The organism is Jiella soli (assembly GCF_020615385.1).
GTDB lineage: Bacteria > Pseudomonadota > Alphaproteobacteria > Rhizobiales > Rhizobiaceae > VKMB-3413.
The window spans coordinates 1-24,128 of record NZ_JAJAVB010000032.1; the positions used below are offsets into that span (position 1 = coordinate 1).

Annotated in this window: 23 protein-coding genes, 1 tRNA gene and 5 pseudogenes; 16 read left to right on the plus strand and 13 right to left on the minus strand. The window is 65.5% G+C overall.

Translation table 11 applies throughout. The annotated features are described in order from the left end of the window. The 3 genes and pseudogenes from LH400_RS20180 to LH400_RS20190 form a co-directional block, all read left to right on the plus strand. Nucleotides 1-88, plus strand: a pseudogene (locus LH400_RS20180) (IS5/IS1182 family transposase); the annotation flags it as partial. A gap of 26 nt (nt 89-114) precedes the next feature. Then, nucleotides 115-294 carry a hypothetical protein gene (locus LH400_RS20185; RefSeq protein ID WP_370638444.1) on the plus strand — a complete coding sequence of 60 codons (180 nt, stop codon included), beginning with the start codon at nt 115-117 and terminating at the stop codon, nt 292-294. Nucleotides 295-520: 226 nt separating this feature from the next. Continuing rightward, entirely contained in the window at nt 521-1,300 is a 780-nt protein-coding gene (locus tag LH400_RS20190) for a PLP-dependent aminotransferase family protein (protein ID WP_229155061.1), read from the plus strand. Here the strand turns inward: LH400_RS20190 and rsgA are convergent. From rsgA to LH400_RS26435, 3 genes and pseudogenes are all read right to left on the minus strand, one after another. Next, complete coding sequence (rsgA, locus tag LH400_RS20195; RefSeq protein ID WP_229155063.1) at nt 1,203-2,288, minus strand: ribosome small subunit-dependent GTPase A; 1,086 nt, start codon at nt 2,286-2,288, stop codon at nt 1,203-1,205. The two genes, LH400_RS20190 and rsgA, sit on opposite strands and share 98 nt — an antisense overlap. A 488-nt stretch (nt 2,289-2,776) precedes the next feature. Continuing rightward, a complete protein-coding gene (locus LH400_RS20200) occupies nt 2,777-5,386 on the minus strand; it encodes a cation-transporting P-type ATPase (protein WP_229155064.1) in 2,610 nt (869 codons plus the stop codon). Between the two features lie 770 nt (nt 5,387-6,156). Continuing rightward, nucleotides 6,157-6,297, minus strand: a pseudogene (locus LH400_RS26435) (IS3 family transposase); the annotation flags it as partial. On the opposite strand from LH400_RS26435, the pseudogene LH400_RS20210 reads away from it, so the two are divergent. The 3 genes and pseudogenes from LH400_RS20210 to LH400_RS20220 form a co-directional block, all read left to right on the plus strand. Then, a pseudogene (locus LH400_RS20210) lies at nt 6,298-6,471 on the plus strand (IS110 family transposase); the annotation flags it as partial. Nucleotides 6,472-6,577: 106 nt separating this feature from the next. Continuing rightward, nucleotides 6,578-7,324, plus strand: a complete 747-nt coding sequence (locus LH400_RS20215; protein WP_229155066.1) for a c-type cytochrome — start codon at nt 6,578-6,580, stop codon at nt 7,322-7,324. Beyond that, the gene (locus LH400_RS20220; RefSeq protein WP_229155067.1) at nt 7,324-8,481 is read left to right on the plus strand and encodes a c-type cytochrome; all 1,158 of its coding nucleotides are present in this window, start codon (nt 7,324-7,326) and stop codon (nt 8,479-8,481) included. The genes LH400_RS20215 and LH400_RS20220 overlap by 1 nt, the downstream gene beginning before the upstream one ends. A 223-nt stretch (nt 8,482-8,704) precedes the next feature. Here the strand turns inward: LH400_RS20220 and LH400_RS20225 are convergent, their stop codons facing one another. Continuing rightward, the gene (locus LH400_RS20225; RefSeq protein WP_229155068.1) at nt 8,705-9,511 is read right to left on the minus strand and encodes a TlpA disulfide reductase family protein; all 807 of its coding nucleotides are present in this window, start codon (nt 9,509-9,511) and stop codon (nt 8,705-8,707) included. Next, nucleotides 9,508-11,472: a protein-disulfide reductase DsbD gene (gene dsbD, locus LH400_RS20230; RefSeq protein WP_229155069.1), complete on the minus strand. Its 1,965-nt coding sequence runs from the start codon at nt 11,470-11,472 to the stop codon at nt 9,508-9,510. Before dsbD ends, LH400_RS20225 begins: the two co-directional genes overlap by 4 nt. 112 nt (nt 11,473-11,584) lie before the next feature. Here dsbD and LH400_RS20235 point away from each other — a divergent pair, with 112 nt between their 5' ends. Continuing rightward, on the plus strand, nt 11,585-11,773 hold the full coding sequence (locus LH400_RS20235) for a response regulator (RefSeq protein ID WP_229155070.1): 189 nt from the start codon (nt 11,585-11,587) through the stop codon (nt 11,771-11,773). 204 nt (nt 11,774-11,977) lie between these two features. Here the strand turns inward: LH400_RS20235 and LH400_RS20240 are convergent, their stop codons facing one another. The 4 genes from LH400_RS20240 to LH400_RS20250 all read right to left on the minus strand — a co-directional run bounded on the left by LH400_RS20240 (nt 11,978) and on the right by LH400_RS20250 (nt 14,008). Further along, nucleotides 11,978-12,493 (minus strand): DUF421 domain-containing protein, encoded by a 516-nt coding sequence (locus LH400_RS20240; protein ID WP_229155072.1) that lies wholly within the window; start codon nt 12,491-12,493, stop codon nt 11,978-11,980. A 101-nt stretch (nt 12,494-12,594) separates the two neighbouring features. Next, nucleotides 12,595-12,717: a hypothetical protein gene (locus tag LH400_RS26100; protein ID WP_255618061.1), complete on the minus strand. Its 123-nt coding sequence runs from the start codon at nt 12,715-12,717 to the stop codon at nt 12,595-12,597. Beyond that, on the minus strand, nt 12,714-13,103 hold the full coding sequence (locus LH400_RS20245) for a rhodanese-like domain-containing protein (RefSeq protein WP_229155073.1): 390 nt from the start codon (nt 13,101-13,103) through the stop codon (nt 12,714-12,716). Before LH400_RS20245 ends, LH400_RS26100 begins: the two co-directional genes overlap by 4 nt. A gap of 11 nt (nt 13,104-13,114) precedes the next feature. Beyond that, nucleotides 13,115-14,008, minus strand: coding sequence for an MBL fold metallo-hydrolase (locus LH400_RS20250; RefSeq protein ID WP_229155075.1), 894 nt, complete (start codon nt 14,006-14,008; stop codon nt 13,115-13,117). Between the two features lie 88 nt (nt 14,009-14,096). Between LH400_RS20250 and LH400_RS20255 the strand changes: the two genes are divergently transcribed. After that, the gene (locus LH400_RS20255; RefSeq protein ID WP_370638445.1) at nt 14,097-14,387 is read left to right on the plus strand and encodes an ArsR/SmtB family transcription factor; all 291 of its coding nucleotides are present in this window, start codon (nt 14,097-14,099) and stop codon (nt 14,385-14,387) included. A 108-nt stretch (nt 14,388-14,495) separates the two neighbouring features. Here the strand turns inward: LH400_RS20255 and LH400_RS20260 are convergent. The 4 genes and pseudogenes from LH400_RS20260 to LH400_RS20275 all read right to left on the minus strand — a co-directional run bounded on the left by LH400_RS20260 (nt 14,496) and on the right by LH400_RS20275 (nt 17,361). After that, nucleotides 14,496-14,571 (minus strand) — tRNA-Val (locus LH400_RS20260). 198 nt (nt 14,572-14,769) lie between these two features. After that, nucleotides 14,770-14,961, minus strand: a pseudogene (locus LH400_RS20265) (IS3 family transposase); the annotation flags it as partial. A 199-nt stretch (nt 14,962-15,160) separates the two neighbouring features. Next, a complete protein-coding gene (locus tag LH400_RS20270; protein ID WP_229155077.1) occupies nt 15,161-16,693 on the minus strand; it encodes an aldehyde dehydrogenase in 1,533 nt (510 codons plus the stop codon). 32 nt (nt 16,694-16,725) lie between these two features. Further along, complete coding sequence (locus LH400_RS20275) at nt 16,726-17,361, minus strand: GntR family transcriptional regulator (protein ID WP_229155078.1); 636 nt, start codon at nt 17,359-17,361, stop codon at nt 16,726-16,728. A 253-nt stretch (nt 17,362-17,614) separates the two neighbouring features. On the opposite strand from LH400_RS20275, the gene LH400_RS20280 reads away from it, so the two are divergent. From LH400_RS20280 to LH400_RS20315, 8 genes and pseudogenes are all read left to right on the plus strand, one after another. Next, nucleotides 17,615-18,850: an ABC transporter substrate-binding protein gene (locus LH400_RS20280; RefSeq protein WP_229155079.1), complete on the plus strand. Its 1,236-nt coding sequence runs from the start codon at nt 17,615-17,617 to the stop codon at nt 18,848-18,850. 20 nt (nt 18,851-18,870) lie between these two features. After that, on the plus strand, nt 18,871-19,731 hold the full coding sequence (locus LH400_RS20285; RefSeq protein ID WP_229155080.1) for a branched-chain amino acid ABC transporter permease: 861 nt from the start codon (nt 18,871-18,873) through the stop codon (nt 19,729-19,731). Next, nucleotides 19,728-20,726 carry a branched-chain amino acid ABC transporter permease gene (locus LH400_RS20290; protein WP_229155081.1) on the plus strand — a complete coding sequence of 333 codons (999 nt, stop codon included), beginning with the start codon at nt 19,728-19,730 and terminating at the stop codon, nt 20,724-20,726. Before LH400_RS20285 ends, LH400_RS20290 begins: the two co-directional genes overlap by 4 nt. Then, entirely contained in the window at nt 20,723-21,466 is a 744-nt protein-coding gene (locus LH400_RS20295; RefSeq protein ID WP_229155083.1) for an ABC transporter ATP-binding protein, read from the plus strand. Before LH400_RS20290 ends, LH400_RS20295 begins: the two co-directional genes overlap by 4 nt. Continuing rightward, nucleotides 21,456-22,175: an ABC transporter ATP-binding protein gene (locus LH400_RS20300; protein WP_229155085.1), complete on the plus strand. Its 720-nt coding sequence runs from the start codon at nt 21,456-21,458 to the stop codon at nt 22,173-22,175. Before LH400_RS20295 ends, LH400_RS20300 begins: the two co-directional genes overlap by 11 nt. Nucleotides 22,176-22,187: 12 nt before the next feature. Beyond that, entirely contained in the window at nt 22,188-23,000 is an 813-nt protein-coding gene (locus tag LH400_RS20305) for an alpha/beta fold hydrolase (RefSeq protein ID WP_229155087.1), read from the plus strand. Nucleotides 23,001-23,017: 17 nt separating this feature from the next. Beyond that, complete coding sequence (locus LH400_RS20310) at nt 23,018-23,839, plus strand: alpha/beta fold hydrolase (protein ID WP_229155089.1); 822 nt, start codon at nt 23,018-23,020, stop codon at nt 23,837-23,839. Nucleotides 23,840-23,925: 86 nt separating this feature from the next. Then, nucleotides 23,926-24,126 (plus strand): annotated as a pseudogene (locus LH400_RS20315) (transposase); the annotation flags it as partial. Nucleotides 24,127-24,128: the final 2 nt, after the last annotated feature.

Below are 24,128 nucleotides of genomic sequence, written 5' to 3' on the forward strand. Positions count from 1 at the left end.
GCGTGATTACGAACAGCGCATCGACGTCTCGGAAGCCATGATCCATGTCGCCATGGGCAGCCTCCTGCTCCGACGCATCAGCCATTGATACCATTCTCAAACGGACTCTCAGTCATGGATGCCGGGCGCCGTTCAGCCTTCGCCACCAACAAGCGCAGCGCCAATGCGCCGAAATTCGCCTCGAAGGGGCATGGCGCCGGCTGCGGTTGCTGCTCTCCCTGGAAGCCGACCGCCGCGACCGTCTCCTCCGGGGCCGGGGCGGCCAAGGGCTTCCCGGGAAGCGGCCTTGGATGATCAGCCACTGATACCAGCGGGCGAGGATGCTGCTGACGCATCCGCCCGCTGCACAGATCCAATTTTCGACGCCAAGCCGAAGACGTGACGAAAATCGGGGTTCGGAGCCAGGAGCCGTTTCCAACGCCTCCCGGTATGAGCCGCCCATGGAATTCGTCTGCCATGGTCGCCGATAGATCGTCGGCGACCATGGCCGCGAGGCTTTCACTCGTCGCGATGCACCCGCATGGGGGCCAGCTCTGACTACCGGCATCATCTCCAGCTGGTTGATGTTCATATGCGCGGGCAAGGTCGCGACCCAGAAGAACGTCTCGGCGATGTCGTCCGGTTGCAGCGGCTTGGCGCCGCCGTAGAGCTTGTCGTGGGCCATCTGGTCGCCGCCTTTGCGTCAGAGGCTTTGAACAGGGCCAGCGGCCGGCTTCGGTGGGCCAGGCGGGACCCATCGACAATTCGTCCTGGCTCTTTCCGGCGCGGGCCGGCTGCGCTCAGCTGCGGTCTTCCCGAGACGCTGACACGCGATGCTCGCCCGGCCGATGAAATTCACCCATCACTGGCTGCCGTTCACCTAAACCGCCTGTTTCGCGAGACCCCGCGGATGTTCGCGAAGGCGGAGGGCGTGCATTGCCTGACGTGTGAAGGCGTCGATATCCTCGACGGCTCTTCCGGCTCTTCCGGCTCTTCCGGCTCTTCCGGCTCGTTCTGCAAGCCCGCCAGCCACGCCCGCCGCGAGATCGCCGATGCGGTCCACGCGCAGCTGATGACGCTCGACTACACGCCCCATTTCCAGCCGGCCGCTCCGATCTCCTTCGAACTCCCCGAGCGGCTTTCCGGCCTTCTGCCGGAGGCAATCGACCGCATCTTCTTCGCCTCCTCCGGCTCGGAAACCGTCGACAGCGCCCGATATTCATCTAGGGTTCGTGGCGCGACTTGGTCTTCATCACGCTGCGTACCATTTTCCCGAATTCCCGGCGCTTGTGCCGGCGTTCGGCGAGGCTGGCGGAGTTGAAGGCATCTTCGGCCTGCAGCTTGCGCCAGCGGTCAAGGCGCGAAGGATCGAGGCGGCCGTCGGCGATCGCCGCTCGTACGGCGCAGCCGGGTTCGGTTTCGTGCCCGCAGTCGGTAAAGCGGCATTCCGCCGCCAGCGCCTCGATATCCTCGAAGACGTCGGCAATACCTGAGGCAGCGTCCGTGAGCTGCAGCTCGCGGATCCCTGGCGTATCGAGGACGAGGCAGCCGCCGGGAATCTGATGCAGCTCCCGGCTCGTTGTCGTGTGGCGGCCGTGCGAATCGCCTTCGCGAATGGTTTGGGTCGCGATCGCCTGCTGACCGAGCAGCGCATTCGTCAAGGTGGACTTGCCGACACCCGAAGAGCCCAGGAAGGCGATCGATCGCCCGGGCTCGCACCATTCCGCCAACGCCATCGCCGGCTCGTTGCCACGGGCATCGAGGGCGATCACCGCTACCCGGTCGGAAATGCCGCGAGCCGGGTCGACATACGGGGCAGGGTCCTCGACGAGATCGGTCTTCGTCAGCACGATAACCGGCTCGATTCCGGCTTCGAAGGCAAGCGCCACGTAGCGCTCCAGTCGGGGCACGTTGAAGTCCTGGTTGCAGGAGGTGACGACGAAGACCGTATCAATGTTCGCCGCGATCAGCTGCACCTGCCGGTCCTTGCCCGGCGCGCGACGCTTCAAGAGGCTTTTTCTGGAAAGCACGCGGCTCGCCCTGGGGCGGGCGGTGTCCAGCAGCAGCCAATCTCCTACGGTCGCCTCGATCCCGGGCGGGATTACCTCGTCAATGCCATCGCCGACCACCTGCAAGCCGCTGCGGTGAACCGCGACGACCCGCACCGGCGGTGTCTCGGCGAGAGCCGTCACGTCGATTTGTTGCGCGAAGAAAGGCCCCCAGCCGAGCCGTTCCAGAACGCTTAGCTCGCGTCTGGCGGGGCGGGCGACAGCGCCGCCGGGAAAAAGGACTGAATAGTCGCGTGCCATAGGTTCAGTTCTACCCTGTAGCGATCTCGGTGCCTATCGCCCAATGAGTTCCCGGCCGGAGGCATCCAATCTGTTTCCGTAGCTGCTGGCACCGCCGAGGCAGCCAAGAAGGCTCAGTTCGCGAGTTGCCAACCGTCCGACAGTGTCAATGTCACGGCGCCCCTTCCATTGTTCCGCGAATGCCTGCCACCTTTCGGAAGGATCGGCCTTCTGGGCTGCATCCGCACGAAGCTTGCCCCGTGGATGAATAATTTGCAGTAGCGCTGGCTCAAGCGGTTATCGGTCCGCCGCCCTCTCTTGAGGGCCTTGTTTCATCCGTCCTGCAACATTGCCGAACTCGGTTCCTAGCCGCTCGCGATCGGAGCCACGGAGGGGCTCAATCTCCAAATGTTCCTGGTCGCCGAAGCCATCGGCACGGCGCAATCGCTGATCGTGCGCAACGGGGCGGGTATTGAGACGCCGACCTGAAGGCAAGCGGGAAAGCTCGCTTAGCGCCGCAATCCCAGCCTGATCTGCTTCTCGATTTCGACGATTGCGAAGAAGGCAACGCCGACTGCGACGATCAGAAGGCCATCGCGCCAGGAAACCGGTTCGGTGCCCAGTATCGCCTGCAGCGGCGGGGCGTAGGTCACGGCGAACTGTGCGATCGTGATGACGACGACGACGGTCCAAACGATCTTGGTTCCCTTGGCCGCCGCCCATGTCAGCGAGGAGCCGTTGAGGTTGCGGATGAAAAACAGATGGAAAATTTCCAGAACCACGAGCGTGTTCATGGCCATGGTCTGAGCGGACGCCAGCGAGTGCCCGCTGTCGGTCGCGTAGGAGAACACGCCGAACACCGCTGCGAGGAACAGGAGCGCGACGAGCACGACGTGCCAGACGAGTTCGCCCGACAGGATGGGAGCGCTCCGCGGCCGAGGCGGGCGGGCCATCGTGTCCCGCTCGGTCGGCTCGAAGGCGAGCGCGAGCCCCAGGGTGATCGCGGTGATCAGATTGACCCACAAGATCTGCACGGGCGTTACCGGCAAGGCGAGGCCGGCCAGCAAAGCCAGGATCACCACCATTGACTCGCCGGCACCGGTTGGCAGCGTCCAACTGATGACCTTTCTCATATTGTCGTAGACGGTGCGCCCTTCTCGGACGGCGGCGACTATCGTGGCAAAATTGTCATCTGCCAGCACCAGATCCGCGGCCTCCTTCGCGGCTTCAGATCCCTTTAGACCCATGGCGACCCCAGCGTCGGCACGCTTCAGCGCGGGAGCGTCGTTCACGCCGTCCCCAGTCATGGCGACCGACAGACCGTCGGCCTGAAGAGCCTTCACGAGACGTAGCTTGTGCTCGGGGCTCGTGCGGGCGAAGATGTCGGTTGCTCTGACTTCGAGTGCCAGTTGAGCATCGTCCAGCCGATCGAGATCCGCCCCGGTCAGCGCTCTTTCCGTATTCTCAAGCCCGATCTGGGACGCGATGGCGACTGCGGTGCCGGCATGGTCTCCGGTGATCATCTTCACGCGAATCCCCGCAGCGCGACATTCCGCGACTGCGGCGACGGCTTCGGGGCGCGGCGGATCGATCAGGCCGACAAGGCCGAGGAAATTGAGGCTGCCTTCTAGCTCCGTGACGTCGATCCGCGCGCCGCTCTGCGTCTTCTCGGCGAGCGCGAGAACCCGAAGTCCACGGGCGGCCAGGGCATGAACGTGGCCCAGCCATTCGGCGACATCGACGTCGGCGCACATCCGCAGCAGCCGCTCCGGCGCCCCCTTCACGTAGGTCGTGCGAGTGCCTGCGCTTTCGGCGAGCACCGCCATGAAGCGGTGGCGGGAATCGAAGGGAACGGCGTCGAGCCGGCTCGCCTCGGCCTTGTCTCCACCCGCGGCCTTTCGCGCGAAGGCGAGGAGCGCTCCCTCCATCGGATCGCCTTGGACCTTCCAAATGCCGGTGTCGCAGACAAGGGCCGCGTCGTTGCAGAGCCTCGCGACCTGCGCGATGCGCGACAGATCACCCGCAGGTGTGACCTGACCTTCGGGAGCGTAGCCTTCGCCCGACACCTCGAAGGATCCTTCCGGAGTCATGACAGCGACCACGACCATCTCGTTTCGGGTCAGCGTGCCGGTCTTGTCGGTGCAGATGACGGAGACGGAGCCGATCGCCTCGATCGCCGGCAGGCGACGGACGATGGCGTTCCGGCGCGCCATGGCCTGAACCCCGATGGCGAGCGTGATCGTCATGACCGCCGGCAGGCCTTCCGGAATGGCGGCAACCGCAATCCCGACGACGGCCATGAACATTTCGGAGAAGTCGTGGTGGCCGACATAGTAGCCGTAGGCAAGCAGGAGAGCCGCGACCAGCAAGATCATGAAGGACAGCCAGCGCGCGAAGTGGTTCATTTGCGCGACGAGCGGGGTGGTCAGCGGCTCGATGTCGGCGATCAGTCCGCCGATGCGGCCGATCTCCGTGGCGGCACCGGTCGCCACCACCAGTCCGCGTGCCGTCCCTTGCGTGATCAGCGTCCCCGACCACAGCATCGACCGGCGGTCGCCCAAAAGCGCGTCGGCGGCAACGGGATCCGAGGTTTTCTCCACCGGCACGGATTCTCCGGTAAGGATCGCCTCCTGCGCCGCCAGCCCCCGTGCCTCGAAGACGCGAAGATCGGCCGGCACCTTGTCGCCCGCCTCAAGGATTACGATGTCGCCTGGAACGACTTCCGCAGCGTCGACGGCCACGCGGGTGCCGTCGCGCAGGACTGTTGCATGCGGGGCCAGCATGCTGCGAATTGCCGCCATGGCCGCCTCGGCTTTGCCTTCCTGGACGAAGCCGATAATCGCATTGGCGATCACCACCGCCACGATGACTCCAGTGTCGATCCAGTGCTGCAGCACCGCTGTGACTGCAGCGGCGCCCAGAAGCACGTAGATCAGCACATTGTTGAATTGTGCGGCGAGCCGAAACAGCGGCCCGCTGGCGCGTGTCCCGACCAGCCGGTTGTGACCGTGCTCTAACAGGCGCCGCGAGGCGTCTTCCGTGCTGAGGCCAGTCGTTTGAGAGTTCAGAGCGGCAAGGCAGGTCTCGGCCGGCAGGCTGTGCGGTTCCGTCAGGCGCATCGGATCTCTCTCGGGTCTGCGTCCGGCCAACCAGGCTCGCCCCGCGAGGCGGGTCCGGGCACGAAATCGCCCGACGCTTCAGACGGCGTGCCACCGCGAAGCGGCACATCGCAAGTCGGGGGACGCGGGAAAGGTTTTGTGACGCACGTGCCCCGGTGGTTTGATTTAGAGCTATAAACGGTAGTCGCAGTTGCCACCCCAGAGCGGGAGGCAAAGCTGATCGGAGGAGCGCTCCGGCCTTGCAGAATATTTTTGGCGCGCCCGGCGTTCTGGCGTATCCTTCCTTGCCTGGCCTTGTTGTCGAGGCTCCTGCTCCTGAATTCGAATGCCGGCGATACACAGGGTAGACGAAGAAATTCTGAGTACACCCCGGGGCGTGTCAAGTGTTCGGCGAATCTCCTGGCGGCTACCGAGGGAGTAATTTTGAATATGTTTCGGTTTCAGGAGGCTGCATTGATCTAGGTCAACGCGCAGCCGTGATGTCACTGCGATGCTTTAAACAAGTTCATCGGAGCGGTGATCGGGATGCATGGGAGGCTCACGCCCTCACGTGGGGAGAAGCGATCTCCCAAACACATGACGGCGTTCCCCGAGATGGCGCGGAAACGGTGCCGAGGGCGCGGCCGCCGCTGCAGAAGGCCAGCTCGACTGGACGGGCTCGTCGGTCGCGATCTCCGCAGGCCGGGGCCCTCCGCAAGAAGCGCGGTATGCTGATCAGACTGCGGCCGCGCATATGGCCTGCCCCTCTGGGTGGTCCGGTGGTAATCTTGGTGCGGTGTCGGCCGTTGCGCCACGATCGGCGTAGCCGGCGACGCCGATCCGTTGAGCGGCGCCGGCCACTCAACGGCCTGCGGTGCTGGCGGCCGGTAGCCGAGCGATGAGTGCGGACGCACCTTACTATAATGGCTTCGTCAGCGGGCAACTGTCACCGCACCCTCGCGCACCGGCTGCTGATGGCCAGGTTCGAGTTCCGCCTCGTCTCGTCGGTCGCGTTCGCCCGAACGCGGGAGGCTCTTCACTATGGCTGGGACATGAACGACCCGAAGGATGCAGAAGTCATCCTGCACATGCTGCGGATCGGCGCCACCGCGATAGGATGCTCCTGGCTTTAAGGCTGCCTTAAGCTTCCCGGGCCTTGGTCCCGGCCAATGACTGCGGGTGAGGCAGGCATCGCAGAACGAGGGAGGCGAGATGACATTGACCACGAGCTCGAACGGGGCGGCAGCGCCGGGGAGAGGCAGCCGCATAGCCAACTGCCTCGGTGCAATCACTTGTTTGGCAGGCGCGCTCGCGGTCGCGTCTGTCAGCGGCCAACCGGCCTTCGCGGCCGAATCCGACGGCGCAGCGATCGCCGCGAACGGCACGGATGCCGGCGCGCCGGCCTGTGCCAGCTGCCACGGCGAGCACGGCGAAGGGCAACCGGAAGGCCCGTTCCCGCGGCTCGCCGGCATCAATGCCCACTATCTCGTCCAGCAGCTTCAGGATTTTGCCTCCGGCAAGCGTGCGAGCGACCTCATGGGCCCCATCGCAATGGCGCTGTCCGACAGCCAGATGAATGCCGTCGCGACGTATTATGCCAAGCAATCGCCGCCGAAGGCCGCCGAGCCTGATCCGATCGACGAGGCGGCCATCACGGCCGGCGAGACCCTGGCGGAGCGGGGCGACTGGACGCGTGGCCTGCCCGGCTGCGCCCAGTGTCACGGCCCCGGCGGCGTCGGGGTCGGTTCGTCCTTCCCCAAGCTCGCAGGACAGTCGATGGAATACATCACCGGGCAATTGAAGGCGTGGCAGGACAAGCAACGGGCGAACGACCCGCTCGGCCTGATGGCGAACGTTGCCTTCAAGCTGAGTGACAAGGACGTCACTGCCGTCGCCTCCTATTACGCCAGCCTGCCGGCGGCCGAGACGACCACTTCCGGCGAAAACGGAGGCAAGTGATGAGCGACGATCCGATGAACGCGCGCAACTGGGCGATCGGGGTCATGGTGATTGGTCTGTCTGGACTCGTCGGGTACTCCCTGCCGCGCCACGACGGCGACCCGGGCGCAAGTTTCCGTAGCCGGGCCACCGGGGCGCCGGCACAAGCTTCCACGGATTCCCGCGACATGCAGCGGCAGATAGCCGACGCGGCGAGGACGGAGCCGAAAGCCGGGACCGGCGGGCAAGGCACTGCCGCTCCGACGGAACCAACAGCAGGCAGTGCGGCCCAGGACGCAGGCACGGCGGCTGCCGCCGCCGCATCGGCTGCCAAGCCTTCGGGCGCAAAGGCCGAAGCGGCGTCCTTTACCCCGCCGCCAGAGAGCGCCATTCCGAACGACGACTTCGGCAAGATGGTGCGCCTTGGCGAGGCGATCTTCCACGACACCCAGAAGAACGCCGGACAATTCCTCGGCAACGACCTCCAATGCTCGAACTGCCACATCGATCGCGGCCGGCTTGCCGGCTCGGCGCCGCTGTGGGCCGCCTATGTGAAATACCCCGCCTACCGCTCGAAGAACGACCATGTGAACACCTTCCAGGAGCGTCTGCAGGGCTGCTTTCGCTACAGCATGAACGGGAAGGCGCCGCCGCTCGGCGACAAGGTCCTGGTGGCGCTCGAGAGCTACGCCTACTTCCTGGCGAAGGGCGCGCCGACCGGGTCCGATCTGGCGGGCCGCGGCTATCCGAAACTGCCGAAGCCGGACGGCTTCGACCGCAAGAACGGCGCTGCGGTCTATGCGCAGAGCTGTGCGGTCTGCCACGGCGGCAATGGCGAGGGTCAGAAGACTGCGAGCGGCACCATGGTCTTTCCGCCGCTCTGGGGACCGCGCTCCTACAACTGGGGTGCCGGCATGAGCACGATCTCCAACGCCGCCGCCTTCGTGAAGGCCAACATGCCGCTTGGCAAGGGCGGCTCGCTCTCCGACAAGGACGCCTGGGACGTCGCGGCCTTCATCGACGGAAAGGAGCGCCCGCAGGATCCGCGCTTTGCCGGTTCGGTCGCAGAAACCCGGCAGAAGTACCACGACTCCGGGATGAATCTCTACGGGACCGAGGTCGATGGTGTGATGCTCGGCGAGAAGTCGCCGCCGTCGGGCCCGCAACCGGCGGACTGACGCGGCCGCCGCTCGCGCCGAGAGGAGGTCGGCGCTGCGGTATCTTCCAGCAGAACGAAGGGTCGTACGACGCAGGAATGCAGGAATGGATGAGGGCCCGGCAGCGTCTCGCTCCGGGCCTTCGGTGTCTTCGAAAAGCCCGCCTCGGGCACGGTCGAACGGCCGGCGAGGGACATTGTCGAAAGGGCAGAACAAGCGATCAGGACCATCGGTTGAGCGCCGATCAATTCTGATCCCTCTGAAGCGCGTCGATCGCCCCATTCAGGGCTTCGACCGATATCTCACCGAAATGCACACTTTGGAGAACTCCCTTGCGATTGAGGAACAGCGTGACCGGAAAACCCTGGACGCCGTAGTGGCGGGCGAGAGCCATGTCCTGGTCGAGCGCTACGTGATCGGTCGACAGACCGCTCGCGCTCAGGAAGCGGACAACCGCGCCGGCGCCTTCGCCCTGATTGGCTAGGACGAAGGCGGTATTCGTCCGCTTCTTCGCGGTCTGCATCAGGGTAGGCATCTCGCGCCGGCACGGCGGACACCAACTCGCCCATAGGTTGACGACCACCGGCCGCCCGGCGAAGTCCGACAGCCGAAGCTGCGATCCGCTGAGCGTCGTCATAGACGCAGACGGTGCGGCGAGGGCGGTCGTCGAGGCGACGAGTTGGAAGGCGATGTTCCAGACGAGGATCGCGGCGGCCAGGGACCCGAGTGAGCCGATCCGGGCCGGTGCCTCGCGCAGCTGGAAAAGACTGACGGCCACGGCCGCAACGAGCCCGATGGGAAGCGAGAAGCCGCCCTGCCAAACCATCAGCACGCGCCACGGATCGACGGCGAAGCTGGAGAGGTTGAGCAGCACATGCCCCGCTCGGGCCGCGACAATCCCGATGGCGAGGGCGCCGAGCGACCAACTGCCGATCCGGTCGTCGACCCGGGCGGACAGGATCGCTGAAATGCCGAGAAAAGCGACGATCGCGACGACGGCGGCCAGGCGATCGCCGGCGAAGATGAAGGGGCCGACTGCCAGGGCGGTCATGATGCGCCTCCGGCACGATCGGCCGCTTCGATGAAGCGGCGTGGTGAGACCTCGCCGATCAACCGCGAGCCGGAGACCTCGTGGCCGTTGCGGTCAACGAACAGCATGGTCGGCGGTCCGGCGACTCCGAGGTCCTGCATCAATCTGGAGCGCGCCGGATCGGCCTTGGTGACGTCGACCTCGAGAAGCTGCAGGCCGGCCATCCGCTCCTTGACGGCGGGATCGGGGAAGACGTCGCGCTTGATGACGTCGCAGGAGACGCACCAGTCGGCGGTGACGTAGATCAGCGACGGTCGGTCAGCGCCACTCAGGCTCTGGGCGATGTCGGAGGCGCTTGCGACCTGCCGGAACTGCGGCTCTGCGTCCATGGTCACCTTGGCCGATGCGATATGGGCCAGCGGGCGCAGGGGGTCGTTTCCGCCCGCTGCGGCCCCGACTGCGAGGATCGCGCCATAGAGGACGGCGAGGACGCCCACCGCCTTGGCCAGACGAAGGCGGGGCCTGCTGTCGGGGGAAACGACGTCCAGCGCTCCGACGAAGACGCCGACGCCGATGAGAAGCGCCGACCACAGGCTGAGCGTCGCGGTGTCCGGCAGGATGCGCGAAATCATCCAGACCGCGAGCGCCAGGAAGCCGAAGCCGAAGCCTTGCGTCACCCGCGTCATCCACGGCCCAGGCTTCGGCAAGGCCCCGGCGCCGAGCGTGCCGAAGGCGATCAGCGGCACACCCTGGCCGAGGCCGAGGGCGAAGAGCGCGCTGGCGCCGAGGCCGACGTCGCCGGTCCTGGCGATATAGAGGAGGCCGCCCGCGAGCGGCGCTGTGATGCAGGGGCCGACGATCAACGCGGATGTAAAGCCGAGGCCGGCGCTGGCGGCGAGGCCTCCGCGGCGGCCGGAGCGGGCTCCAGAGACGCGGTTCGTCCAGGCGGCGGGCAGGCGCAGTTCGAACAGGCCGAACATCGACAGCGCCAGCACGACGAACAGGACGGAGACGAGGATGATCGCGGCTTCCGACTGCAGCGCCATTTGCAGGTTCTGACCTGACCACGCGGCTGCGAAGCCGACGGTTGCGAAGGCTGCGGCCATGGCAAGGACATAGGTCGTGGACAGGGCGAATGCGCGCGCAGCCGACAAGCGCTCGCCGCTGCGTGCGAGCTGCCCGGAGAGGATCGGATACATCGGCAGGACGCAAGGAGTGAAGGCGAGACCGAGGCCGAGCGAGAAGAAGACGGCGATCACCCAGGCGCCACCGCCGTCGCCCAGCAGGCCGTCGATGAGGCCGGAGGGGGAGTCCAGCTTCATTCGGGTCGCATCGGGCGGGGAAGAGGAAGCGGCGGGAGCAGCCGCTGTCGGAAGGTTGCTGACCGTGCGCTGCGCCCCTGCCGGCCGCTCCACCGGACCCGGGCCTGGCGCCGCGGCGCTCTCCACGTCCGTTACCGGCGCTTCGGTCCACGGACTGGATGCAGCGGATGGCTTCGACAATTGCGCGAGCCGGTCCTGTACCGCCTTGGTCGTTGGCTGCTGCGACAGCGGGGAAAGGTCGGAGGGATCGACGGTGCGCGTGCGAGGGCGGTAGCAGATGCCGCCGTCCTGGCAGCCCTGGTAGGTCAGCGACAGCGTCGCGCCTTTCTGCAGCGCCCTCAAAGACTCTGCGGAGAGTTCCGCCGAGGCCGCATGGTGGTAGACTTCGAGCGGACCGAAGAATGGATCGTCCTTCGGATCGCCCTTGGGCGTGTCCAGCGCCAAGGGCTGGCCGCCGGCAGTCTCGAGCTTGATGCGGTCGCGGTAGAGATAGGTGCCTTCCGCGATCCGCCAGGCGAAGGCGATGCCGCCGGACGGGGTACGGTCGGCGGAGAGCGCGAAGGCCTGGTCGACGTCGAGCGGCTTGCCGGGATCGGCGTTCGCAGCGTTCGGCAACGCCAACAGAATGAGTGCGGCGAGCGTTCGCCTGAGATGCGACATCCTGGTCCCCCCTGATATGTGCTTCGATGCCGGTCGCCTTGCCGCCTTAAGGCAGGCTTAAGCCCGGACGGGGGAGGCGAGGGCATAACGAAGAGGTGAGGGCGGCGGACGGATGCGCATCCTGATCGTCGAAGACGACGATATCCCGGGCGACGGGCTGATGGCCCGGCTGGCGGTGAACGGCTTTACGCCGGACCTTGCCGCCGAGGTCGGCGCGGCGCTGATGGCCGGCAGCTTCTCCGCCGTCGCGCTCGACGTCATGCTGCCGGCCGCCCAGCGGCTGCGCGGCAGCGCCCTATGAGAGGAAAAGATCCGAGGCCGTCGCTGCCAGGATGGCGAGGCGGGAAGGAAAGCGTTTCGATGACATCGTTTGGAGCCTCCGGTTGACGGCGGGGAGCTTCTCCTTGCGAGCGCCCTTCGCTCAGCGAGCTTTCCGCCGCCGCAGGCAGGGCCTTTTTGGTCCCGGGCGCGTGGTTGTTTCCGGATCCCCCGCCGCCCTGGGGCTTTAGGCGCCGCCTTCCGGCGGCCCGGGGGAGGCTGCCTTGACGACGCTGATCGCGCCGTTGCGTTCCAGAAATGCCTCGGCAACCTCGGCGACGTTCGATACCCCCTTAAGGCGCAGACTTTCCGCGAGGTCGCGTTCACCGAGCCTTGCCCGACGCATCGCCTGCCAGTCTACCGTTCCGTTCCGCACCAACTGAATTGCACGCCCCTTCGCCAAGCGTGACAGCCATTGTGACCGCGGCGCGAGGGCGGAGAGCGCCGCGTACAGGCCCGCCAGCACCGCCGTGGCGGCAAGCACGGGGATCAGCGGCGCGTTAGCGGTGAGGGCCCGGCTGAGGCTCGAACCGAGGACAACCGTGACGACGATGTCGAGCGCTGCGGTGCCGCCGAACGCCTTGCGAGGCAAAAGCCGATAGAGGACCAGAGCATAGGCGAAGACGAGGACGGCCCGGTCGCACATCTGCCACCAGGCAATCGGTCCGGAGGCATCCCCGAAAACGAAGCGGAAGAGTTCCATCCAAGGGTCCAAGAGACGGCGGGTCGTCTTAGCCCAGCGCTTCCTCTCCCCAACATCGGCATCGTCCGACGCGACGCCCCGACGATGCCGGTGGTTGGGGTTCAGCGGCGCAGGTATTTCACCAGGGCCGCGAGAACCAGCACGATGACGACGAGCCACAGGAGGCCCCATGCTCCCATGCCGAAGGGCATCCATCCGCCCATGTCGTATCCCCTGTCCATCATCGACCTTCTCCTTCCCCGCCTTCGACCGGCCGTCCGGCCTCTCGCCAACCCTTGAGGCCACCTTCAATCGAACGGGCGGTGTAACCCATCTCCGTAAGCGTTGCGGCCGCCAAACTCGCCCGTGCGCCGGATGCGCAGAGGACGTGGACGGGCCGGCCTTCGGCATGGGCCGCGTGAAGCGCCTTCTCGCCGCCTTCGTTGGTGAGGTCGGCCTTGGCTTCCAGAAACCCGCGAGGCACGTGGAGTGCGCCGGACACGCGGCCGTCGTCGGCGAGTTCGTGTGCTTCGCGAACGTCGAGAAGCAGACCATTGGCATCGGTCGGCGAGATCGCTCCGCCGGTCTTCTCCTTCGCCGCGGCCACAAAATCCTTCATCGTCTTGGTCATTGGGTTCTCCCTCAGAAACGATTCGCGGGGATCTTCAGATAAACGTTGCCGTCGGCCTCGGCAGGCGGAAGCCGACCCGCCCTCAGGTTGATCTGAAGCGCGTGGAGCATCCGGTCGGGGAGCGAGAGCGTGGCGTCGCGCTCGGTGCGCGTCCTGACGAACTCGTCCTTCGTGATGCCGTCCCGGACGTGCTTGTTGGCCTTCCTGTGCTCGGCGACCATGGCTTCCCAGCGGATCTCGTCGCGGCCGTCGGCGCCGTAGTCATGGCCGACGAAGAGCCTGGTCCGCGGCGGCAGGGACAGGATCTCCTGGATCGAATCCCAGAGCATCCCGGCATCGCCGCCGGGAAAGTCCGCGCGGCTCGAGCCCATGTCCGGATACATCAGCGTGTCGTGCACGAAGGCCGCATCTCCGACGATGTAGGTCACCGAACCGAGCGTATGGCCGGGAGAGAGGAGAACCCGCACCTCGAGCGAGCCCACAGGAAAGGTCGCGCCGTCGGCAAACAGATCGTCGAAGTCCCGGGCCGGGTCGAACGCATCGGGAAGATTGTAAAGTTCGCGCCAGAGATCGGCGATCTCCAGCACCTTTTCTCCGATGGCGTTCGGCACGCCCAGCTTGTCCTTCAGATAGGCGGACGCCATGACGTGGTCGGCGTGCGGATGGGTGTCGAGCACGCGCTCGATCGTGATCCCCTGCCGTGCGGCGAAGTCGAGGATCTCGTCGGCGCTGTCGAAGCTTGTTCGTGCCTCGGCCGGGTCGAAGTCCTGGACAACGTCGATCAGGACGCCCTTTCGGGTCTGCGGATCGGCGACGAGATACTGGATCGAGCCCGTGTCCTTTTCGTAGAATCCCCAGACATCGGGCGACCCGGCGCCGCTCGAAGGGCTGTGGCGGGTCAGCATGAGTGCCTCCTTCTTCAGTCTTGCATCTGAATGCGTTACGCGGCATCTATGATGCATGTCTAATTTAGCAAGTGATGATATTATAAAGTTGGAGCAGCGCTCGGAGGAGGTCGCCGCCATCCTCTCGTTGATCGCCAACCCGGTCAGGCTACGGATCCTCTGCCTCCTCGCAAAGCAGGAGATGCAGGTGGGAGCGCTCGCCAGTGCCGTCGGTGTCAGCCAGTCTGCGCTTTCCCAGCATCTGGCCAAGCTGAGGGCTGGCGGGGCGGTGGAAACGCGCCGCGACCGTCAGGCCGTCCACTACCGTCTTGCCGAGGGCGAGGTCCGCGCCATCATGGGCAGCCTCTACGAGATCTTCTGCAAAGTCCGGGAAACGTAGGAGATGGCCGGCCGCCGGAAACGGGCTTACATTTCGGCTGCGATATCGGTAGCAGTCGCGGCAGGTACCCGATACCGCCGCGAAACGCCCGGCGGGACAACGGGTTGATGGTGGGCGGTGAGAGGCTCGAACTCCCGACATCCTCGGTGTAAACGAGGCGCTCTACCAGCTGAGCTAACCGCCCGTGCCTGTGCCATAGGGGTTTCTGGCCTTCTCCGTCAAGGCCGGTTTCCCCGTATGTTCCCGGTCATTACGCTCGTTTCGGATTACTCCGGATTTCGCGATCGGGGTTTGTTCACGTCCGGCGGAAGCGGCTTCAGCCCGCGCACCCTGGTTCATGATACTGATTGGACTTGCCCCGTTTTAGTGGGGAGCGTTTTGGTCATGCGACGGCCCGTCGTTCGAACTGGACGGGGCTGATGAAGTCGAGCGTGGAATGCCGTCGGACGGGGTTGTAGAAGCTGTCGATGTAGTGACCGAAGGCCGCCTTCGCCTCGGTCCTGGTCTGGAAGACGGTCCGCCAGACCAGCTCGGATTTCAACGTCTTGAAGAAGGTCTCGGCTTCGGCGCCGTCGTCACCAGCCTGATCTTCCTGAGCGTCATCGCCGCCTTCGTGACCTCGATCACTTTCACCGGCAGGGATCAGGAGATGGTCGCCGCGGAGGCGTCCGGCTGCCTCGGACACAAGCCTATGCAGTCTGGCAGGCCTGGATGAGCCGCCCAAACCCGCCGCCTCCTTCGCGCGGAGCGGCGGGCCCAGGCTTGATCGACGGTCAGTTCAGACGCGGCTGCCCCGACGTGTCCTGGTACCAGTCGAAGGGACGGTCGCCGGTGTTGACCATGACGCTCTTGACCTCGAAGTGGTCGTCGAAGGATTCCGGGCCGAACTCCCGTCCGATGCCCGAGAGCTTGACTCCGCCCCAGGGTGAGGCCGGGTCCAGGCGATGGTGGTCGTTGATCCAGACGATGCCGCATTCGATCGCCGCTGCGACCCTGTGGGCCCTTGCGACGTCCCGCGTGCGGATCGCCGCGGCGAGCCCGAACGGAGAATTGTTGGCGAGCGCGATCGCCTCTTCCTCCGTGTGGAACTTCGTTACCGAGGTGAAGGGACCGAACACCTCCTCCTGGAAGATCCGCATCTCCGGCGCGACGTCAGCGAAGACGGTCGGCTGGACAAAGTAGCCGCCGCTGTCGGCGAGGTCGGCAGGAATTTCTCCTCCCGCCACCAGTCGAGCCCCCTCATCGAGACCGGCGCGGACATAGCTTAGAACGCGCTGGCGCTGTTTCTCCGAGATCACCGGGCCAAGCTGCGTTTCGGGCTTCGTCGGATCGCCGATCTTGATCGCTTTCGCCTTCGCCGCGAGCTTTTCGACGAACTCGTCGTAGACGTCGGCATGGACGATATGCCGGCTGCCGCAGACGCAGGTCTGGCCAGCGCCGATGAAGGCGCCGAAGGCGGCGTAGTTGACGGCGCGGTCGACGTCGAAGTCGGGGAACACGACCACAGGCGTCTTGCCGCCGAGTTCCAGCGTCTGATGGGCGAAGTGGCGGCCGGCCTGGGCGCCGGCGATCTGCCCGGCCTCCGTGCCGCCGGTCAGAACGAGCTTGTTGAGGTTCTCGTGTCCACACAGAGCCTTGCCGGTCGTCGGTCCGAGGCCGGTGACGATGTTGAAGACACCGTCCGGAAGTCCCGCCTCGGTGAAGATGCGGGCCAGCGCCAGGGTCGTCAGAGGCGTGTATTCCGACGGCTTGACGACTGTGGTGCAGCCGGAGGCGAAGACCGGGGCGAGGCTCTTGCACATGATCATCAGCGGGTGGTTGAAGGGCGTGCAGTTGCCGACGACACCGATCGGCCGGCGCAGCGTGTAGTTCAGATAGTCTCCCTCGACCGGGATGACCGCATCGCGGCGCGCCAGGGCGAGGCCGGCATTGTAGCGGAAGAAGTCGGGCAGGCGGCGAAGCTGCGCCCGCGTCTCGTTGAGCGGCCGGCCATTGTTCATCGTCTCGAGCGTGTAGAGCTCGTCGAGATGGCTCTCGAAAGCGTCGGCGAGCTTGTTGACGAGGCGCGCGCGGGTCCGCAGCTCCATCTTGCCCCACTCGTCGCTCTCGAAGGCGCGGCGGGCGCTCTTCACCGCCCGGTCGACATCGGCCTGCGTGGCATGCGGGATACGGGCGATCACCTCGCCGTTTGCCGGATTGCGGACGTCGATCAGCTCACCCGTCTCGCCGGCGACTTCGCCGCCGTCGATATAGAGCCCATGGACCTCCACCTCCTTCGAGGCGCTGACTTTTGCTGCGGCGGACATGATATCTCCCTGTCTGCGGTTGGCTGCGGCGCTCAGGCCTGAACCGCGGCCCATTCGAGGGCCGTGATGAATCGCTTCTCGGCGGCGCTGGTATGGGCCTTGAGAAGGTTGACCGCCTGCCGGGCATTGCGTGCCTGCAGGGCGGTGATGATCTGCTCGTGCTCTTCGACGAGCTTGCGCGGATCGCGGCCGCGCGTCGCCGCGACGCTCATCCGGACGAGACGGTCCATCTCTTCGATCAGATCGCAGGCAGCACGGCTCATGCGGTTGTTGCCCGAACAGCGGGCGAGGGCGCAGTGGAAGTCGCGGTTGTAGGCGATGAAGGCTTCCTGATCACCACCCTCGAAGCTGCGGAACCGGTCGAGCGCGCGCAGCGTCTCGTCGCTGGCGCTTCGCGCGGATTCCGCGATGCAGGCGAGTTCGAGAACCTGCCGGAAAGCGAACATGTCCTGCGCATCGGACATCGAGACCGGCGACACGCGATAGCCCTGGCGGGGCATCACCGTCATCAGGCCCTCCCGGACCAGATGCTGCAGGGCTTCGCGAACCGGCGACTTGCTGACCTCGAACTGCTGGGCGAGTTCCTGCTCGCGCAGTTCCGCGCCGGGCGGGAGCTTGCAGGTCAGGATGTCATCCCTCAGCGACTGATAAATTTCGCTCTGTCTCATCGGCCTCTGTGATGTTCATTTTCGATTGGTATGGACCATCGTGAGATATCACGTCAACGGGAAAATGGCAGATAGGAGCTGTTAGATCTCAGTCTTTTGTACGGATAAATGGCGCAAAAACAGCCGAAATTCGCTATTCATACGAAATGTTGGTTTCACTATTGACACAATCTCGCTGGTAGTGAGATGCCTAAAAGAGCCAAGAATGATGTGTCAGTCGCATCACGAACATGTCTCTCGGGAGGAGAAGAAGATGTCACGGCAGGGTGGAATTCTATCGGCGGTCGTTTTGTCGGCCGTCCTCGGTGCGGCTGCCGCACAGGCGCAGGACAAGGGGCCGGTCAAGGTCGGCTTCCTGACGGTAAAGTCCGGCGCGCTCGCCGCCGGCGGCCGCCAGATGGAGGAGGGGCTGAAGCTCTGCATCGACCAGCATAATGGCGAGATGGCCGGCCGGAAGATCGAGGTCGTCACGGCCGACACGGCCGGTCAGCCGGCTGTGACCAAGACCAAGACCCAGGAGCTCGTCGAGCGCGACAATGTCGATGTCCTCATCGGCCCGCTCGCCGCTTTCGAGGCGCTCGCGATCGACGATTACATCCGCAAGGCGGAAGTTCCGATCATCTCGCCTTCCGCCGCCGCCGAGGATCTCACCCAGCGCAAGCCGAATCCGTGGTTCGTGCGAGCCGTGGGCACGTCGGCGCAGGCGCACCATCCGCTCGGCGAATATGCCGCCAAGGAGCTGGGCTACAAGAAGATCGCCATCATCGCCGATGATTTCGCCTTCGGCCATGAAATCGCCTCGGGCTTCCAGCGCGTCTTTCAGGACAATGGCGGGACCGTCGTCCAGAAGCTCTGGCCGCCGCTGAACACGGCCGACTACGGCTCCTACATCACCCAGATCGATCCGGACGTCGACGCGGTCTTTGCCGCCTTCGCCGGCGGCAACGGCATCAAGTTCCTCGGCCAGTACCGCAATTACGGCATGACGATCCCTGTCCTCGGCTCGATGACCACTGTCGACGAAGGGATCCTAAAGAGCATGGGCGACGAGGCGGTCGGCGTCATTTCGGCCGGCTGGTACAGCGCCGGGATCGACACCCCGACCAACAAGACCTTCGTCGAGGCGGTCCGCAAGGCCTATGGCGCCGATCCCGGCTACTACACGGTCGGCGCCTACATGGCCTGCGAGTTCCTCAACAACGCCCTTGAGCAGGTCGAAGGCGACGTCTCGGACAAGCAGGCCTTCATGAAGGCTCTGCGCAATGTCGATATCGACAAGAGCCCCTACGGGCCCGTCAAGGTCGACGCCTACGGCCAGCCGATCATGGATATCGAAATCCGGAAGGTCGAGGAGAAGGACGGCCGGCTGCAGAACTCCGTCATCAAGACGTATCCGGCCGTCAGCCAGTTCTGGACCTATGATCCGGAGAAGTTCCTGGCGGGTCCCGTCTACTCCCGCGACTACGCCGGCGGCGGCGAGTCGAAGTAAGGCCTGAGGGGGGGGAGCCGATGAATTTCTGGGTCATGCAGGGGCTGAACGGTCTGGCCTTCGGTTCCCTCCTGTTCATTCTGGCAGCGGGATTCTCGCTAATCTTCGGCTTGATGCGGATCGCCAATCTTGCACATGGCGCCTTCTTCATGCTGGGCGCCTATGTCGGACTTTCCGCGATCGACAACGGTGTGAACTTCTGGATCGCGATCCTTGCCGGCGGCCTCACCGTCTGCATTCTCGGCGGCCTGATGGAGCGGCTGATCCTGCGCCGTCTCGCCGGCAAGCCGCTGGCCCAGGTTCTCGTGACCCTCGGCATTGCATTCATTATCGCCGACGGCTGCCTATGGCTGTGGTCCGGTGACCCTCGGCCCTTGCCGATGCCTTCGGATCTGCAGGGCGTCTTCCGCTTCGCCGGGCTGGTCTTTCCGAAATACCGGCTGTTCGTCGTCGTCGTGGCCTTCTGCCTCGCCGGCGCCCTATGGCTCCTGCTCGAGAAGAGCCGCATCGGCGCGATGATCCGGGCAGGGGTCGACGACATGGAGATGGCCCGCGTCATGGGTATCCGGACATCGCTCCTCTTCCCGCTCGTCTTCTGTCTGGGCTCGGCCCTGGCCGGCGCCGGCGGCGTGCTCGCCGGGCCGATCCTGTCGGTCTATCCGAGCATGGACACCGATATGCTGCCGATGGCCCTCGTCGTGGTGATCCTCGGCGGCGTCGGCAGCCTCGGCGGGGCTTTCGTCGGCGCCCTCCTGATCGGCTTCATCTACAGCTACGGTCAGGCTCTGGTCCCGGACCTCGCCTATGTGATCCTGTTCCTGCCGATGGTGCTCGTCTTGACGATCCGGCCGACGGGGCTCTTCGGGAGGAGGCTCGTATGACTGCGCGCTCCCCATTCTGGCTCGCGGCCCTGGCCTTGGCGCTCGTCCTCGTGCCGATTTTCATCGGGTCCGATTTCTACGTCAATCTCGCCAGCCAGATCCTGATCGCGGCGATCCTGGCAATGAGCCTCAATCTCCTCGTCGGGTTCGGCGGGCTGACGTCTCTCGGTCATGCCGCCTATCTCGGCGGCGCCGCCTACGCGACCATCTACCTCACGACACAGCTGGGGTTCGGGCAATTGGCCGGAGCGCTCGTCGCGGTCGCCGCCACGACCGGGCTCGCAATGCTCTTCGGATTCCTGGCGCTTCGGGCGACCGGACTCGGCTTCCTGATGATCACGCTGGCCCTCGGTCAGATCCTCTGGGGCCTCGCCTTCCGCTGGGTGAGCCTCACCGGCGGCGACAACGGCCTCGGCGGCATGGTTCGTCCCAAACCCTTCGGCATCGATCTCGGCAATCCCGACGCCTTCTATTATTTCGCGCTGACCGCCTTCCTGATCGCCTTCGTCGCCATCGGCCTGTTCGTGCGCTCGCCCTTCGGCCAGAGCCTGCAGGGCTCGCGCGACCAGCCGCGGCGGATGCGGGCGCTCGGCTACGATGTCTGGCTCATCCAGTGGTGCAGCTTCGTCTATGCCGGATGCTGGGGCGCGATCGCCGGCCTCCTCTATGCCTATTACAACCAGTTCGTCAGCCCGCACGCGCTCAATCTGATGACCTCGGCCGAGACGCTTCTGATGGTGATCGCGGGCGGGGCAGGAACGCTGTTCGGCCCCGTGGTCGGAGCGGCACTCGTCGTCATCCTCAAGAATGTCGTCAGCGCCTACATCGCGCGCTGGGTCATGCTGCTCGGAGCGATCTTCGTGGTGATCGTCCTGTTCATGCCGGAGGGGCTGGTGCCCGGCACGACCCGCTGGGCCCGGCGGGCCCTCGCGAGGAAGCGCCCGGCCTCCGCAAAGGCACCGGACATCGCGGCGGTCCAGGAGCATTCGGCATGAGCGGATCGGTTCTGGAAATCGCCGGCCTCAACAAGAATTTCGGCGGTCTCCCGGCCGTCCGGGATGTGGCGCTCACGGTCGAGAGCGGCGAGAGACGTCTCCTCCTGGGCCCGAACGGAGCCGGCAAGACGACGCTCTTCAATCTCATCGCCGGGGATCTTCGCCCGAGTGCGGGGGCGATCCGCCTGTTCGGGCGCGACGTCACCCGGACCCGGACCGACCAGCGCACCCATATGGGCGTTGCACGCACCTATCAGATCATCACGCTGTTTGCCGCCAACACACTGGCGCACAACGTCGTCATGTCGCTGACCGGCCTGAGCCGGCGTCGCTTCGACCCGTTTACCGGCCTCGACCGGCGCACCGATCTGAAAGACAGGGCGCGGGAGATCCTTGCGACGGTGGGCCTCGAGCATCTTGCGGAGCGGAAGGTCTGCGAGACGAGCTATGGCGAGCGGCGCCGCCTGGAGATCGCGATGGCGATGGCGCAGGGGCCCCGGCTGCTCTTGCTTGACGAGCCGCTGGCGGGCCTGTCCTCCGACGAGCGGGGTGAAGTCCAGCGGCTTCTGGAATCCATCCCACGGAGCGTGACGATCGTGATGATCGAGCATGACATGGACGTCGCGCTCGCCTTCGCCGACCGCATCACCGTCATGCAGCGCGGCGCCGTCGTCGTCGAGGGCACCCGTGCCGAGGTGGTCGCCGATCCCAAGACCAAGGAGGTCTACCTTGGCCACTGACGCTCTCGTTCTCGATGGTCTCGACGCCTTTTATGGCGACAGCCACGTGCTCCACGATCTGTCGCTGCGCGTGAAGGCCGGAGGCGTTCTCGGCCTGCTCGGACGCAATGGTGCTGGCAAGTCGACCTGCATCGGCGCGATCGTCGGCCTGGTGAAGTCCAAGGGAAGGGGGATGACCCTCTTCGGCGAACCGATCCTCGGATTGTCGCCCGAGCGGGTCTCCCTGAAGGGGGTCGGGGTCGTGCCGCAGGGGAGGCGCATCTTCCCCTCGCTCACCGTCCACGAGAACCTGACGGTCGCCGCGCGCGGGCGCGCGAACGGAGGATGGCCGGGCTGGGGACTGGAGGATGCCTTTGCGGCCTTTCCCAGGCTCAAGGAGCGCCAACGCCAGTTCGCCGGGTCGCTGTCGGGCGGGGAGCAGCAGATGCTGGCGATCGGGCGGGCGCTGATGACCAGTCCCCGGCTGCTTCTCCTCGACGAGCCCTCCGAGGGCCTGGCTCCGCAGATCGTCGCGGAGGTAGCAGGCGTGCTGAAGGAACTCAGCCGCACCGGCCTCTCGATCGTCCTCGTCGAGCAGAACATGAAGCTCGCCATGGAGGTCGCGGACGAGGTGGTCATCCTGAACAATGGCCGTCTCGCCCATGCAGGGCCGGTCGACACGATCCGGAACGACGACGGTCTCGTCGAGCAATTGTTGGGCGTCTACTAGAGAAGGGGCAGCATGGCTTCCATCGAACTGAAGGGCGGCGTCCTCGACGTCGTCGAGGCGGGTAGCGGCAAGCCGCTGGTTCTCCTGCACTCGCTCCTGGCCGACCGGACGGTTTTCGACCGCGTGGTGCCGATGCTGGCGAAGAACCGCCGGGTGATCTTGCCGGACCTTCCGGGCTTCGGCGGATCGTCCCCCGCGGGCGCCTCGATCGAGGCGATCGCCGACCGCATCGCCGAGGCCTTCGGGCCACTGGGCCTCGAGGGCGACACCGACGTTCTCGGCAACGGCTTCGGCGGCTTTGTCGCCAGCACGCTGTCGATCCGGCACGGCCGGCAGTTCGACCGGCTCGTGCTTGCCGATACCGGCGTCGGCTTCTCGGAAGCCGGCCGCGCCTCGTTCCACACCATGGCCGAGCGCGTCCGCGAGCACGGCATGGAAGGCGTCGTCGACATCGCCATGAAACGATTGTTTCCGGAGGACTATCTCAGGGACAATCCGGAGATGCTTGCCGAGCGGCGGGCGGCTCTGGTCAAGACCAATCCGGCCTTTTTCGCTGAAGCCTGTGCCGCGCTGGCGCGTCTCGACCTTCGCGGCGACATCGGCCGGATCGCCAATCCCACCCTCGTCGTCGTCGGTTCGCTCGACGCCGCGACCCCGCCCCCGATGGCCACAGAGCTTGCCTGCGCCATCGACGGTGCGGAACTGATCGAACTGCCGGGGCTGGGACATGCGCCGATGGCGCAGGCCCCGGAGGTCTTCTTGGAGGCGATCGCCGACTTCCTGGGCCTTGCCGCGGCGGCAAAGCCCTCGCACGTCAGCGCCTGACAAGGAGGAGATTTGCCATGCCCGTCGCCTCCATCGGTCGCTACGAGATCAACTACCGCGAAGAGGGAGAGGGCGTGCCGGTCGTCATGATCCATGGCCTGGCCGGCGATCTCAGCGCTTGGACGCCGCAGGTGGCCGCGCTGCGTGACCGCTTCCGGGTGATCACCTTCGACAATCGCGGCGCGGGAAAGAGCACCCAGATCGACGAGCCGGTCTCGACGCACGATCTCGCCCGCGACACGATTGCCCTCATGGAGCATCTGAAGATCGATAGCGCTCATATCGTCGGCCGCTCCATGGGCGGCGCGATCGCTCAGATCGTCGCGCTCGAGCAGCCTGCTCTCGTGCGCTCGCTGGTGCTCTGTGCCTCCTTCGCCAAGCTCGACCCGCTGGGCGAACGCGTCCTCACCAACATGCGGCAGGTGCTGGAGTGGCGTGGCGACTGGGGCGACCATGCCCGTCACTCGATCGCCAACTTCGTCGGCTCCGATTTCTTCAATCGCGAGCGCGAGCAGATCGCCCGCATCGAGGCGCTGATCGGCGGCGAAACGCGGCTGCCGGCCTGCTATGTCCGGCAGAACTTCGCCTGCCTCGACCATGACACGCTGACCCGGCTCGGCGAAATCTCCTGCCCGACCCTAATCATGGGCGGGAGCCAGGATCCAATATGCTCGCCGACGGCGACCGGCTGGATGTCTGACGGAATTGCCCGGTCTCGCACGGTGATGTTCGAGGGATGCAGCCACTTCTTCCTGATGGAGCAGCCGCAGATGTTCATGCGCGAACTGTCGGCATGGCTCGACGGTGGCTACAAGGCAGTGAGCGATCACGTGACTTAGGCCGTTGGGCATCGGCTGGTTGCTCTCACCCGAACGACAACGTCCGTCGATAGCGGAACAGAGCGGCACGATAGCGCCGAAGTCAGGCGACCTACTTGTTCCTGCCGAAATACTCCCCCGACCTCAACCCGATCGAAATGGCGTTCTCCAAGCTGAAGACGCTGCTTCGAAAGGCGGAGGCTCGCACTCTGGACGAACTCTGGCGCGCCGTCGGCGACATCTGCGCCCTCTTCACTTCCGACGAATGCTGGAACTACTTCAAAGCCGCCGGTTGTGTGGCGCATTAAAC